This window comes from Streptomyces phaeolivaceus (assembly GCF_009184865.1).
Taxonomy (GTDB): Bacteria; Actinomycetota; Actinomycetes; order Streptomycetales; family Streptomycetaceae; genus Streptomyces; species Streptomyces phaeolivaceus.
The window spans coordinates 1,492,052-1,506,075 of the sequence record NZ_CP045096.1 but is presented as its reverse complement, the minus strand read 5'-3'; the positions used below and the strand labels follow the sequence as shown (position 1 = coordinate 1,506,075).

Below are 14,024 nucleotides of genomic sequence, written 5' to 3'. Positions count from 1 at the left end.
TGGTCGCGCAGTTCCCCGCGCCCCTGAGGGGGCACGCCTCAGCTCAGCTTTCCCAGTACGTCCCGTACTCGTCGTGCGTCGCGCAGGCGTTGTTCGTACGTGGCACCAGCCGCGAGCAGGGCCAGGCCCGCCAGGGCCGGGGGCGCCCAGCGGGGGAGGGCGTCCACCACCTGGGCTATGTAGGGCGCCAGTTCGTGCAGGGTGACCAGGGCGAGGGTGGCGCCGCCCAGGAGGAGCGGGGCCTGGAGGCGGTGGCGGGCGCCCAGCAGGGTGACGGCCAGGGCGGCGGCGCCCAGCAGCAGGGGGCGGAGCCAGTGGGTGTCGCCCCAGGCCGCGACGAGGCTCGGGCCGAGGGTGACACCGAGTCCCGGGCCGTACGCGGTCCAGGACGAGGCCCCCGGGTCCCGGCGGCGGCGCAGGTGCCCGACGACCAGCGCCGGCGCGGTCACCGGCAGGGTGTACGCCTCCGGTGAGCCGACCTCCCAGACCGCCAGCCGCACCCAGGAGGCCGTCACGAACAGCGCGGCGGCCACGTAGCCGAGGTGCCGGCGGTCCGGTCGTACGGCTGTTCCCGTGGCGAGCACTCCGCAGAGCGCGAGGGCCAGGGCCAGCAGCGGCGGGTGGGTGGCGGCGAGGGCGAGGGCCAGAAGGCCGGCCGCGGCGCCGGTCGCCTCGACCGGGACGGTCGTGGGCGAGTCGCCGAGACGTGCCGCGAGCAGGGCCGCGACCGTCGGGACGATGAGGACCAACAGGGCTGTGTGCTGCGGCTCCCAGCCGGCGGAGGCGCCGATCGCGCAGGTCAGGGCGGTGGCGTGGGCGAAGGCGGCGGGCGCGGTGAGAGGACCGAGAGCGCTGTGCCGGAGCCGTGCCGCCGCCGCGAACAGGACCGTCGTGGTCGCGAGGACGGTGAGGGTCGCCGTTTCGGTGGCGAGGGAGGCGAGGCCCAGGCTCACGGAGGTGAGCAGGGCCAGGAGGGCGGCGGTGAGAGGGAGAGCCGACCGCGAGAACGCCGCGAAGGCCAGCATGGCCACGATCAGCAGGGCCTGTGCCACCAGACCGGCCGCGTACGGCAGTTCGAGGACGGCGGGGAGCACCAGGGCCGTCGCCCAGGCGAGGACGAGGGCGCCCACCTGGGCCGGGGTGCGCCAGGGCGCGGTGAGTGCGGCCGAGGTACGCGCGGACACGGCCAGTACCCCGGCGACGACGGCGAGCACGAGAGGCACGGTCGCCGTGTGCGGGGGCCATGGCGCGTCGAGCGTCACCGCCGCGCGGGCGTCCTCCGGCGCACCGGACCAGACGTGTGCCACCCGGCCGACAGGACCCAGCAGCGCGAGCGTCACGGCCGGCAGCGTGGTGACCAGGGCGAGGCCCTGGACGACGGCGGAGGCGTGGACGAGACCGCGCCGTACGGGCTCGGGGGCCTGTGCCCGTACGGCTGTCAACAGGGCCAGCCCGCAGAGGAGATGGCCGGGGACCGTCCACACCTCGGGCAGGACCGCACGGGCGACGCCACCGAGGCCGATCACCGTCAGGAGTCCGCCGGTGAGGGCGGTGCCGAGCGCCACGGCCGGCTTCGGGGTGAACCAGGCGGCCGTCACGGCGACGGCCGCGGCGAGGGCGAGGAGCGCCGCCGCACGGGCGGCGGCGCCCGGTCCGGTGGCGGCCCACGAGAGCCACCCGGCCGCCGGTACACCCCAGGCACCCCAGCCGAACGCGCCGACCACGGCGACGATCCGTACCGGCTTCAGGGACACCCGGAGCGCGATCGCGGTGTCGGCCGCCGCCGTCACCAGCAGCACGGCCGCGACCGTCTCCATGCCCGCGTCCACCGCGAACGACCAGAGGAGCAGGGGGAGTTGCGCGGCGATCACGGCGAGGGGGAGGGGCAGGGCGAGACCGGGGGCGGTGCGGGGGTGCGCCGGGTCGCTGTCCGCCGGCCCGGGCGTGAGCGCGCCGAGGCCCAGCGCGTACGCCGACCACACCACGGCCAGCACCGCCGACGCGGCTGCCGCGTACCCCGTGCCGTCCGCCCCGGTGAACGCGACCTCGCGCAGGGCGTACGCGTCGAGGACCGTCAGCGCGAGGCCCAGGCCGGACACCGCCTCGGCCGTCGAGCGCAGACCGCGGCGGAGCAGGGGCACGGGAGCGCCGAGCGCGGCCACGGTGACCGCGCCGAGCACCAGGGACCGGCCGGCGATTCCCAAGTGCCCCCAGCTGACCAGCGTGAACGCGATCGCCGCGACGGTCAGCAGCACGCCCCCGAGGACCAGCAGCACGTTCTGGACGCCGGGCGCCGTCGCCTCGGGGTGCCGCCGCACGGGCGGCGCCACGGCAGCGGGCCTCGCCGCGCACAGGGCGTCGACCAGCCAGGCCCGCCGGGTCAGCAGGAAGGCGCGGCGGGCGTCGAGCTGCCGGAGTTCGGCGTCGAGGACCCGCAACTCCTCGGCCGGGGACGGAAAATGCGTCATGCCTCGGAGTGTGGTCCCGGTCACGCCGTACGACATGAGTGCGGATACTCAGGCCGTACTCAGATCCCACGTGAACCGGCTCCGTGCGGGAAGAATCCGCCCATGGACTGGTGCCACTACCGCTTCCGCAGCCACTGGACCCTGCCCGCGCCGCCCGCCGCCGTGTACGACGCGCTCCAGCGGGCCGACGACTACCCGCGCTGGTGGCCGCAGGTCCGCGAGGTGAGCCGGATCGACGACACCACCGGCACCATCCGAATCCGCTCGTTCCTGCCGTACGACCTCGCCTTCACCGCACGGGAGGTACGGCGCGACGCGACGGCCGGGATCCTGGAGATCGAGATGACCGGCGACCTCGACGGCTGGGCCCGCTGGACGCTCACCGCCGACGGCACCGGCACCCTCGCCCGCTACGACCAGGAGGTCGACGTCACCAAGCCCCTGATGAGACGGCTCGCCGTACCGGGGAGGCCCGTGTTCCGCGCCAACCACGCGCTGATGATGCGGGCAGGACGACGAGGACTCCTCGCGTACCTCACGACCCACGGACAAGCGGTTTGAACCAGACCCGTCGGGGCCTGTATTGTTCAGTCCGTTCCCGGGCGATTAGCTCAGTGGGAGAGCGCTTCGTTCACACCGAAGAGGTCACTGGTTCGAACCCAGTATCGCCCACCGGGTAAAGAGCCGGTCCGCAGCAGCGGACCGGCTTTTCTCATGTCCCGTCCCGCCGCGCTCAGGCCGCCGCCGGCAGATCCGGACGCAACGGCCACGCCGGGTCCACCGCTTCCTCCGTGCCGCTGCGGGCGAACCAGGCCTGGAGACCACGGGCCTGGGCCGCGTGCCACACCGCCTGCAACGTGTGCAGTTCGGCGGGGGAGAGGCGGCCCAGCCGGGGCGCGAAACGCCGCCCCACCGCGCGGACGACATCCATCGCCGCCTGCGCGTCGGCACCCGCGTCGTGCGCGCCCTCCAGGACGACCTCGTAGTGCGCGCACAGATCGGTGAGCGTGCGCCGGCCCTTGCGGTAGCGGTCCAGATGCTTGTCCAGGACCCGCGGATCGAGGACCCGCAACGGCGTCGCCTCGAACCAGCGGTCCAGCGACGAGGCGCGATGCCGCCGCAACTCACGGTCCAGCATGGTCAGATCGAACGGCGCGTTCATCACGACCAGCGGACGGCCGCGCACCGCCTGCTCGGCCAGCGCCCTGGCTATCTCCTCCATCACCGGCGCCGGCCACCGGCCGTCGCGCCGCAACCGCTCGTCCGTCAGCCCGTGCACCGCCGTCGCCCCGGCGGGCACCGGCACGCCCGGATTCACCAGCCACCGGGTCACCCGGGGGCGGGTGCCGGGCGCGTCCTGGACGACGACGGCGGCCGACACGATCCGGTCGGTCTCGACGTCCACACCCGTGGTCTCCGTGTCGAACGCCGCCAAGGGCCCCTCGTACCAACACGTCATGTGTCCACAACTCCTCGTTCACCCACGGCAGCTGACGTCCCGTCTTCTGCCTGTTTGGTGATACCCGGGCTGTTTGCGCCGTACGCCGGAAGGAGACAACAGAAGTACGGGTCCGCGCAGTTCAGAGGCCCGGCACGGGGAAACATCAGTAGGGGAAGGCTGTTGGTCATGGCCATAGCGCAGCCCGAGCGGGGCGGGCTGCTGCCCGAGCACGCGGCACCGCTCCGCGGCTCCCTCGCCACCACCGCCTGTATGGAGACCCTCCAGGTGGGCTATCTGCACGCCGTGGCCGCCGCGGCCGGCTGCTCGCTCTCCCAGCCCTTTCCGGACAACGGCATCGACTGGCACGTCAGCCACGGCTCGCCCGGCCACACCGTCGACGACGAGGTCACCATCAAGGTGCAGCTCAAGGCCACCTACCAGCTCCCGCCCGACCCACCGGGCAGGTTCTTCTCCTTCACCCTCGACAACCAGCACCTGGCGAAGCTCGCCCGCACCCCCGTCTCGGTGCACAAGATCCTGGTCGTGATGATCGTCCCCAGATCGCAGGAGCAGTGGCTGCGGGCCGGCCACGACCGGCTCGACCTGCGGCACTGCTGCTACTGGATCAACCTGGCCGGACACCCGATCACCGGTAGGCGCCGCACCACCGTGCGCATACCGACCTCGCGCATCTTCGACGACCGAGCGCTCTGCGAGATCATGACGCGGGTCGGAACGGGAGGCAGACCGTGACCCACGGCCCCATCGACGACGACGGCCCAGGCACCCGCCCCCACGGCGAGGGTCCCGGCCGACAGCCCTACGACGACGGGTCCGGCCGGCCCCCGCACCGCGCGGACCCGCCCGGCCGACGCCACCGCACCGAGGACGGGCCGACGAGCCGCCCCCGCGGCGACGACGGAGCGACGAACCGTCCCCACGACCAGGACCTGTCCGTACGCCGTCCCATCGGCGAGCCCGTACGCCCCGTGCGCGCCCACCCCGTCGAGCCCACCTGGACCCAGCCGCCCGACCCCGCCCAGGTCGACCCGGCCGTCCTCGGCACCCTGCTGCGCCGGCACGGCTGGCAGCGGCGCGGCGGGGCCACCGGACGGTACGGCCGCTGGACCCCACCGGGACCGGCCGGGCGGGGCATGAGCCTGCTCGTGCCCGAGAACCGGGCCTTCCCCGACAGCGACGACCTGCTCGGCGAGGCCCTCATGGCGCTGTCCCGCAGCGGTTCGCCCGCCGCGCGGGACGTGCTGGTCGCCCTCGCCGTGCCCAGCGACGAGATCCACTGGTGGCGGGACGTACCGACCGGCCCACTGGGCACCGCCTCCTGGGTCGTCGAGGACCAACTGCGCTCCGCCGCCCGCCGGATGCTCCTCGCGGCGGCGCTGGCCACCCGCGCCCGCGCCGGCTACTACGGCGCCCGGCACCGCAGGCCCGCCGCCGCCTCCCTCGACGGCGTCCTCGTCGGCGCGGCCCCCGGGGGCCGCCGCCTCACCGCCTTCGTCCCCGTGTCCACCGGCCGCCCCCTCGCCTTACGACTCCACCAGGCCCTGTACGCCACCCGCGAGGCCATCGACTACCAGCGCGCCACCGGCGGCATGGACGCCTTCGACGGCGCCGTCGAGGCCGGGGTCAGCCATGAGCTGACCGAGGCCCTCGTCGCCCTGGTCCGCGGCACCGAGGGCGCCCGCGTCGCCGTCGACTGGGCGCCCGCCGCCGGGATCCCCGAGGGCGGCGCGCCACCGGCCGAGCCCGTCGAGTTCTCCCCGGGCGACCTGCCGGTGCTGCGCGAGGCCGGGGCCCGCTATCTGCGCGAGGAACCCGCGATGCCGGTGCGGATCACCGGGGCCGTGGTGCGGATGCGCCGGTCGGGCGCGCGCGGCGAGGGCACGATACGGCTGCGGGTCATCGCCGGCGCCGAGGTCCCGCACGTCCGGATGACCCTGGACGAGGAGTCGTACCGGATCGCGGGACAGGCCCATCTCGTCGGACTGCCGGTCCGGGTGCACGGGAGGCTGGAGAGCCGGGGCGGGTTCCGGCGGCTCACCAACGCCGACGGGGTCGCACCCGTACAGGTCGACGAGGCCGAGCGGGACCGGCTGATGAAGTCGCTCCAGGAGACCGCGGGGATCACGGCCTTCTTCGAGGAGGCCTGCGGCGGGGACTGACGCCCTCCGCCCTTAACCGTTTCGCAGACGGCACCCCCGGCTCGGTACGATTCGGGGACCACCTCCGAAAATCCGTAGGTGGTCCCCTTCAGTCAGGAGAGACCGGTGTCCGACGTCCGTGTGATCATCCAACGCGATTCCGAGCGGGACGAGCGTGTGGTGACGACGGGCACTACGGCCGCCGACCTCTTCGCCGGTGAGCGCACCGTCGTCGCCGCCCGCGTGGCCGGGGAGCTGAAGGACCTCGCGTACGAGGTGAGGGACGGCGAGACCGTCGAGGCCGTGGAGATCTCCTCCGAGGACGGCCTCAACATCCTCCGCCACTCCACCGCGCACGTCATGGCCCAGGCCGTGCAGGAGCTGTTCCCCGAGGCGAAGCTGGGCATCGGCCCGCCGGTCCGCGACGGCTTCTACTACGACTTCGATGTCGAGAAGCCGTTCACGCCCGAGGACCTCAAGGCCGTCGAGAAGAAGATGCAGGAGATCCAGAAGCGCGGCCAGCGCTTCTCGCGCCGCGTCGTCACCGACGAGGCCGCCCGCGAGGAGCTGGCGAACGAGCCGTACAAGCTGGAGCTGATCGGCCTCAAGGGCTCCGCCTCCTCCGACGACGGCGCGGACGTCGAGGTCGGCGCGGGCGAGCTGACGATCTACGACAACCTGGACGCCAAGACCGGTGACCTGTGCTGGAAGGACCTCTGCCGGGGCCCCCACCTGCCCACCACCCGCAACATCCCGGCGTTCAAGCTGATGCGCAACGCCGCCGCGTACTGGCGCGGCAGCGAGAAGAACCCGATGCTCCAGCGCATCTACGGCACCGCCTGGCCCTCCAAGGAGGAGCTGAAGGCGCACCTCGACTTCCTCGCCGAGGCCGAGAAGCGCGACCACCGCAAGTTGGGCAACGAGCTCGACCTGTTCTCCATCCCCGACGAGATCGGCTCCGGCCTCGCCGTCTTCCACCCCAAGGGCGGCATCATCCGCCGGGTCATGGAGGACTACTCGCGCCGCCGGCACGAGGAGGAGGGCTACGAGTTCGTCTACACCCCGCACGCCACGAAGGGGCGTCTTTTCGAGGTCTCGGGCCACCTCGACTGGTACGCCGACGGCATGTACCCGCCCATGCAGCTCGACGAGGGCGTGGACTACTACCTCAAGCCCATGAACTGCCCGATGCACAACCTGATCTTCGACGCGCGCGGCCGTTCGTACCGTGAACTGCCCTTGCGTCTGTTCGAGTTCGGCACGGTGTACCGGTACGAGAAGTCCGGCGTCGTGCACGGCCTCACCCGCGCCCGGGGCTTCACGCAGGACGACGCGCACATCTACTGCACCCGCGAGCAGATGGCCGACGAGCTGGACAAGACGCTCACCTTCGTCCTGAACCTGCTGCGCGACTACGGGCTCACGGACTTCTATCTGGAGCTGTCCACCAAGGACCCGGAGAAGTTCGTCGGCTCGGACGAGGCGTGGGAGGAGGCCACGGAGACGCTCCGCCAGGTAGCCGAGAAGCAGGGCCTCCCGCTGGTCCCGGACCCGGGCGGCGCCGCGTTCTACGGCCCGAAGATCTCCGTCCAGGCCAAGGACGCGATCGGCCGCACCTGGCAGATGTCCACGGTCCAGCTCGACTTCAACCTGCCCGAGCGCTTCGACCTGGAGTACACCGGTCCGGACGGCTCCAAGCAACGTCCGGTCATGATCCACCGCGCGCTGTTCGGCTCGATCGAGCGGTTCTTCGCGGTGCTCCTGGAGCACTACGCGGGGGCGTTCCCGGCGTGGCTGGCGCCCGTCCAGGCGGTCGGCATCCCGATCGGCGACGCGCATGTGGAGTACTTGCGGAAGTTCGCCGCCGAGGCGAAGAAGAAGGGCCTGCGCGTCGACGTCGACGGCTCCTCCGACCGTATGCAGAAGAAGATCCGCAACGCGCAGAAGGCCAAGGTGCCCTTCATGGTCATCGCGGGCGACGAGGACATGGCGGCCGGCGCCGTCTCCTTCCGCTACCGCGACGGCTCCCAGGAGAACGGCATCCCCGTCGAGGAGGCCATCGCCAAGATCGCGAAGGTCGTGGAGGACCGCGTCCAGATCTGAGACGCACGGTGTACGTGAGTGATCCGCGTACGTCGTCGGAGGCCCCCGGGGTTCAGTCGACGCTGTTGGTGAATTCGCCAACAGCGTCTTCAGTCCCCCGGGGGCCTCCGCTCGTCCTCCCGGGCGAAGACCTGGAGCAGCCACGAGCCGAAGGAGCCCGTGACCGTGCCGAGCAGGGCGAGGCCGCAGGCCATCAGGAACACGGCGATCGTGCGGCCCATCGGGGTCACGGGGGTCACGTCGCCATAACCCACCGTCGCGAGCGTGGAGCAGGTCCACCACACGGAGTCGCCGAAGGTCAGGATCGTCGCGTCCGGGGCCGTGTGCTCCTGCTGGTAGACGGCGAGGGCGCCGGTGAAGCCGAGCAGGGTCGCGGACAGGCCCGCGTAGACGGCCACGCGCGCGTGCAGCGAGAGCCGGGGCCGGTCGTGATGACGCTGCACGGCGTCGTGCATCTGCACGATGCGCAGGGGCCGCAGCAGAGGCAGGACGAGCACCACGGTGTCCAGCCAGTGGACGCGGACGAAGCTCGGGCCGAGGCCGCTCAGCCGCCAGCGCGCCGCGTAGTCGACGGCGAAGACCGCCCAGCACAGCAGGGTCACCGCGAGACAGAGATCGAGCCAGCCCCGGGGGAGGTCGTGGGCCAGCACCCGTACCGTGTACGAGGTGAGGAAGAGGGCCGACGCCCCGGCGAGGACGCGTCCGTTGCGTTGCTCCCAGCGGAACGCGCGGCTGTCTTGGTCCATCGCCTCAGCTTGGCCCCGCCCGTCCCCCCGCGGTACCCGGCGACACGCCGCGAACGGGCGAAGCCATATGCTGCACTGCATGACGAGTGAGCCGGAGCAGCAGATCGGAGTCGGGACGCAGGACGCGTTCCAGCGCCTGTGGACGCCCCACCGGATGGCGTACATCCAGGGTGAGAACAAGCCGACCGGCCCCGGGGCCGACGACGGCTGTCCGTTCTGCTCGATCCCGGCGAAATCGGACGAGGACGGCCTGATCATCAGGCGCGGGGAGCATGTGTACGCGGTGCTCAACCTCTACCCGTACAACGGCGGCCACCTCATGGTCGTGCCCTACCGGCACGTCGCCGACTACACGGACCTCACCGGGTCGGAGACCGCCGAGCTGGCCGAGCTGACGAAGCAGTCCATGACCGCTCTGCGGACCGCGTCCGGCGCGCACGGCTTCAACATCGGCATGAACCAGGGCACGGTCGCGGGGGCCGGGATCGCGGCCCACCTCCACCAGCACATCGTGCCGCGCTGGGGCGGCGACACCAACTTCATGCCGGTGGTCGGCCACACGCGGATCCTGCCGCAACTCCTGGCCGACACGAGGAAGATGCTCGCGGAGGCGTGGCCCACGGTGTAGTTGGCGGGTGGGGGTGCGTGGGGGGTTGGGCGCCGCTTTCGTCCACGGGTGCGTGGGGCTTCTCGCGCAGTTCCCCGCGCCCCTGAAAGAGGCCTGCGGCCCTTTCGGGGCGAAAAGCGAAGCGGGGCGCAGCCCCTGCTTTGCTTTTCAGGGGCGCGGGGAACTGCGCGACCAGCCCCCATCGGGCCCGCGGACGAAATCGGCGCCCCACCCCCACACACCCCCCGGCCAAAGCCAGCGCAGCGCTCACGCGTCGTAGAGGTCCGCCTTCCGCGGCGAAGCATCCTGCACGGCCCCGCTGAGGAACCCGGCCCGCGACCCGAACTTCTCGGTGTCGACGCCGTTCTCCCGGAGCACCTTGATCGCGGCGTTGTGCACCACGCGGAGCACGGGCGTGGCGGCGCGCAGCGCGTCGTCGGCCATGAAGCGGTGCCGCCACGGCTGGTCGGCCCAGGCGTGCCGCAGGCCGAACGGCTCGGGCAGGCCCATGGATCCGCCGAGCCAGTTGAGCAGCGGCGGGTACCAGGTCAGCGGGGCGCGCGCGGCGAGCCGTACGACCTCGTCGGTGTCGACGAGGGGGAGCTGCACCTTGCGGGTCTCCCAGAACCGGACCGACTTCTGGACTTCCTTCGTCTTGGCCGCCGGCTTGGTGGTGAACAGGCCGTGCACCGGGCCCAGGGCGTGGCCGGTGACCTCGATGCGGAGCGTCTGGTGCAGCACGGTGACCGTGACCAGCATGGTGATGACCAACTGGCCGTCCCAGAGGGTCCACTGGACGCCCAGGTAGTGCCGGTTGCCGCTGCCGAAGTGCTGCTTGTTGCAGATCTCCTGTATCGCGTGGTTCTTGTACTGGTACGCGTCCACGTCGGTGCTGTCGGGCCGGGACACGGCGCCGGCGCCCTCGCCGATGGGGCTGACGATCCAGTGCTTGATGGAAGGCGCCGTGAAACCACCGGTGTTGAGGGGGGTCCGCTCCAGCATGCGCAGCTGGTCGTGGATGGCGCGTATGACGTCCCAGCTGCGGAACGGGTGGATCTCCTTGCCCGCCTCGGCGGGCACCAGCTCCTCGGCGAGCTGCCAGGCGCCCCAGCGGGTGCCCATGCCGAGGATGCCCTTGGGGCCGGCGTAGAAGACGAGGTTGGAGCGCTGCTCCGCGCTGAGGCGGGCCAGTTCCTTGCGCAGCTGCTCGGCCTTGGTCTCGCCGGGGCTGCCGGGCACCGCCTCGGGGATCTTGGCGCCGATGCCGCCGCCGGACAGCAGACCGGACCAGCGGTCCCGCAGATCCTTGGCGGCGCGCTCGCAGATCTGCTTGGCCCAGAACCAGCCGACCACGGGCAGGACGACGCAGGCGCGCGCGTACCAGGCCCAGAAGCCGTCGAACGGCATCTTCAGCAGGAAGATCACGGCGAGGGCGCCCACCGCGACCAGCAGGGTGGTGCCGAGGGCGCCGGCCCGTTTGTCGTCACGCTTGGCGACCGTCGTACGGATCTGGAAGACCAGCAGCCACAGGAGCAGACCGGGCAGGAAGAGCACACCGCACAGGACCATCACCGCCGACAGCCAGTTGTCGCGCTCCCGGCGGATGTTGGTCGCCGCGAGGCAGTGCTCGACGACGACCTGCGGCTCCATCCCGAAGGACTGGATGAGCGGACCGCGGCCCGCGCCGACCATCCGGTCCCGCACCGCGAGGGAGAACGCCTCCCCGAGATTCGGCCGGAAAATGGTCGCCCACTTGCGGCCCGGTTTCACCGTGGACTTGTGCCAATCGTTGTTGGCCTTGAGGATCTCCGCGATCTCGTTGTCCCGGTAGGCGGCGGACGCCAGGGCGTACGTCGCCGCGGTCTGGCCCGCGGTGCCTGTCAGCGGCACCTGTGCCCCGGGAGTGAAATCGAATTCGTCCGCCACCGCCGCCGCCCCCATCGCCGCATACTCGCTCCTGCGGCTCTTCCCGACTTCCGTGCTCCGCACACCTGTTGATCAGGTCATCACCCGATCCGGACCTGATCGAGCCATACTTGTCGATCAGGTGATCAGCGTATCCGCAGGCACGGACATCGTGCGGCGCGAGGAACGGACATTCACCGAACCCACCGTCCGCGAACCGGACTTGGGTGCCCCCGCGCCCGGTGACGGACGGCGTGACCGCCCCCACCGGGTCCCGGGCGTCTTTTCAGTGCTCCTTCGTCTCGGTGCTCCTTTAGTCTCAGTGCTCCTTCGTCTGCTCGCGGACCTTCTCGGCCACATGGGAGGGCATCGGCTCGTGCCGGGTGTAGCGGCGGCCGAAGCGCGCGGTGCCGTGGGACAGGGAGCGCAGATCGACGGCGTACCGGTCGATCTCGATCTCCGGGACCTCGGCCCGCACCAGGGTGCGTCCGCCGCCCGCCTGCTCGGTGCCGACGACCCGGCCGCGCCGCCCGGACAGATCGCTCATCACCGGGCCCACGTACGAGTCCCCGACCAGGACCGACACCTCGGCCACCGGCTCCAGGAGGTGGATCCTCGCGTCCACCGCGGCCTCGCGCAGCGCCAGCGCGCCGGCCGTCTGGAACGCGGCGTCCGAGGAGTCCACCGAGTGCGCCTTGCCGTCCCGCAGCGTGATCCGTACGTCGATGAGCGGATACCCGGCCGCGACCCCCTTGGCGGCCTGCGCCCGGACTCCCTTCTCGACGGACGGGATGAACTGCCTCGGCACCGCGCCGCCGACGACCTTGTCGACGAACTCGATGCCCGAGCCGCCGGGCAGCGGCTCCACCTCGATCTCGCAGATCGCGTACTGCCCGTGCCCGCCGGACTGCTTCACATGCCGGCCGCGCCCGGCCGACCGGTCGGCGAACGTCTCCCGCAGGGAGACCCGGTGCGGTACGACGTCGACCTGGACGCCGTACCGGCTGCGCAGCCGTTCCAGGGCCACGTCGGCGTGTGCCTCGCCCAGGCACCACAGGACCACCTGGTGGGTGTCCTGGTTCTGTTCGAGCCGCATGGTCGGGTCCTCGGCGACGAGCCGGGCGAGCCCTTGGGAGAGCTTGTCCTCGTCGGCCTTGCTGTGCGCGTGGATGGCGAGCGGGAGCAGCGGGTCGGGCATCTCCCACGGCTCCATGAGCAGCGGGTCGTCCTTGGCCGAGAGCGTGTCCCCGGTCTCCGCGCGGCTCAGCTTCGCCACGCACGCCAGATCGCCCGCGATGCAGTGCGTGAGCGTCCGCTGCTGTTTCCCGAACGGTGTGGACAGGGCACCGATCCGCTCGTCGACGTCATGGTCCTCGTGGCCCCGGTCGGCGAGCCCGTGCCCGGAGACATGCACCGTCGCGTCGGGGCGCAGGGTGCCGGAGAAGACCCGGACCAGCGAGATACGGCCCACATAGGGGTCGCTGGCCGTCTTCACGACCTCCGCGACCAGCGGACCGTCCGGGTCGCAGGTCGCCTTGATCTCGCGGGGGCGGCCCTCGGGGGTGGTGACGGCGGGTGTCTCGCGCTCCAGGGGGGTGGGGAAGCCGCCGGTGACCAGTTCGAGGAGTTCGACCGTGCCGAGTCCCTGTTTCGCGCCGTCGGCAGCGGGGGCGGCGGCCAGGACCGGGTGGAAGACCCCGCGCGCGACGGCCCGTTCCAGGTCGTCGATGAGGGTCTTGACGTCGATCTCCTCGCCGCCGAGATAGCGGTCCATGAGGGTCTCGTCCTCGCTCTCGGCGATGATCCCCTCGATGAGCCGGTTACGTGCCTCCTCGATCGCCGGCAGCTGCTCGGGTCCCGGCTCGGACTCCTTGCGCTCGCCGGAGGAGTAGTCGAACAGTTTCTGCGACAGCAGCCCGGTCAGTCCGGTCACGGGCGCGTGCCCGTCCGGCCCCTGCGGGCCGTGCAGCGGCAGATAGAGCGGCAGTACGGCGTCGGGGTCGTCCCCGCCGAACGTCTCCGCGCAGATCCTGGTCATCTCCTCGAAGTCCGCCCGCGCGGCCTCCAGATGGGTCACCACGATCGCCCGGGGCATGCCGACCGCCGCGCACTCCTCCCACACCATGCGGGTCGAGCCGTCGACGCCGTCCGAGGCCGAGACGACGAAAAGGGCCGCGTCCGCCGCTCGCAGACCGGCCCTGAGTTCCCCGACGAAGTCGGCGTATCCGGGTGTGTCCAACAAATTGATCTTGTACCCGCCCCATTCGACAGGGACGAGGGAGAGCTGCACCGAGCGTTGCTGCCGGTGTTCGATCTCGTCGTAGTCGGAGACGGTGCCGCCGTCCTCCACACGGCCCGCCCGGTTCACCGCTCCCGCCGTCAGCGCGAGAGCCTCCACCAGAGTCGTCTTGCCCGATCCGCAGTGGCCGACCAGCACCACATTCCGTACGGACGCGGGGTGGTCGGCCGCCGTAGCCCTGCCGGCGGCTCCGGGATGTGCGTTCGCCTTGTCGCCCATGGTCCTGCCTCCCGTGCACGGTGAGGTCACTGTGGGCGCGGACATACGGATCCTCCCCCAGGCTCCGCCCGGGGGGA

Annotated in this window: 10 protein-coding genes and 1 tRNA gene; 6 read left to right on the top strand and 5 right to left on the bottom strand. The window is 71.8% G+C overall.

What is annotated here, in order from left to right:
- Positions 1-38: 38 nt before the first annotated feature.
- Entirely contained in the window at positions 39-2,468 is a 2,430-nt protein-coding gene (locus tag F9278_RS07150; RefSeq protein ID WP_152167524.1) for an SCO7613 C-terminal domain-containing membrane protein, read from the bottom strand.
- A 102-nt stretch (positions 2,469-2,570) separates the two neighbouring features.
- Here F9278_RS07150 and F9278_RS07145 point away from each other — a divergent pair, with 102 nt between their 5' ends.
- Positions 2,571-3,029: an SRPBCC family protein gene (locus tag F9278_RS07145; protein WP_152167523.1), complete on the top strand. Its 459-nt coding sequence runs from the start codon at positions 2,571-2,573 to the stop codon at positions 3,027-3,029.
- A gap of 39 nt (positions 3,030-3,068) precedes the next feature.
- Positions 3,069-3,140: transfer RNA gene (locus tag F9278_RS07140), tRNA-Val, on the top strand.
- 61 nt (positions 3,141-3,201) lie between these two features.
- Here the strand turns inward: F9278_RS07140 and F9278_RS07135 are convergent.
- On the bottom strand, positions 3,202-3,927 hold the full coding sequence (locus tag F9278_RS07135) for a 3'-5' exonuclease (RefSeq protein WP_152167522.1): 726 nt from the start codon (positions 3,925-3,927) through the stop codon (positions 3,202-3,204).
- A 168-nt stretch (positions 3,928-4,095) separates the two neighbouring features.
- Between F9278_RS07135 and F9278_RS07130 the strand changes: the two genes are divergently transcribed.
- The 3 genes from F9278_RS07130 to thrS all read left to right on the top strand — a co-directional run bounded on the left by F9278_RS07130 (position 4,096) and on the right by thrS (position 8,171).
- Positions 4,096-4,662: a DUF4365 domain-containing protein gene (locus tag F9278_RS07130; protein ID WP_152167521.1), complete on the top strand. Its 567-nt coding sequence runs from the start codon at positions 4,096-4,098 to the stop codon at positions 4,660-4,662.
- A 197-nt stretch (positions 4,663-4,859) separates the two neighbouring features.
- Complete coding sequence (locus tag F9278_RS07125) at positions 4,860-6,089, top strand: hypothetical protein (protein WP_193241971.1); 1,230 nt, start codon at positions 4,860-4,862, stop codon at positions 6,087-6,089.
- A 105-nt stretch (positions 6,090-6,194) separates the two neighbouring features.
- Complete coding sequence (gene thrS, locus F9278_RS07120; protein WP_152167519.1) at positions 6,195-8,171, top strand: threonine--tRNA ligase; 1,977 nt, start codon at positions 6,195-6,197, stop codon at positions 8,169-8,171.
- An 89-nt stretch (positions 8,172-8,260) separates the two neighbouring features.
- Here the strand turns inward: thrS and F9278_RS07115 are convergent, their stop codons facing one another.
- Complete coding sequence (locus tag F9278_RS07115) at positions 8,261-8,917, bottom strand: potassium channel family protein (RefSeq protein ID WP_152167518.1); 657 nt, start codon at positions 8,915-8,917, stop codon at positions 8,261-8,263.
- 67 nt (positions 8,918-8,984) lie between these two features.
- Between F9278_RS07115 and F9278_RS07110 the strand changes: the two genes are divergently transcribed.
- Entirely contained in the window at positions 8,985-9,545 is a 561-nt protein-coding gene (locus tag F9278_RS07110) for an HIT family protein (protein WP_152167517.1), read from the top strand.
- A 246-nt stretch (positions 9,546-9,791) separates the two neighbouring features.
- Here F9278_RS07110 and F9278_RS07105 read toward each other — a convergent pair whose 3' ends face one another.
- The gene (locus F9278_RS07105) at positions 9,792-11,465 is read right to left on the bottom strand and encodes a hypothetical protein (RefSeq protein WP_152167516.1); all 1,674 of its coding nucleotides are present in this window, start codon (positions 11,463-11,465) and stop codon (positions 9,792-9,794) included.
- A 283-nt stretch (positions 11,466-11,748) separates the two neighbouring features.
- On the bottom strand, positions 11,749-13,947 hold the full coding sequence (locus tag F9278_RS07100; protein WP_152167515.1) for an elongation factor G-like protein EF-G2: 2,199 nt from the start codon (positions 13,945-13,947) through the stop codon (positions 11,749-11,751).
- Positions 13,948-14,024 lie beyond the last annotated feature (77 nt).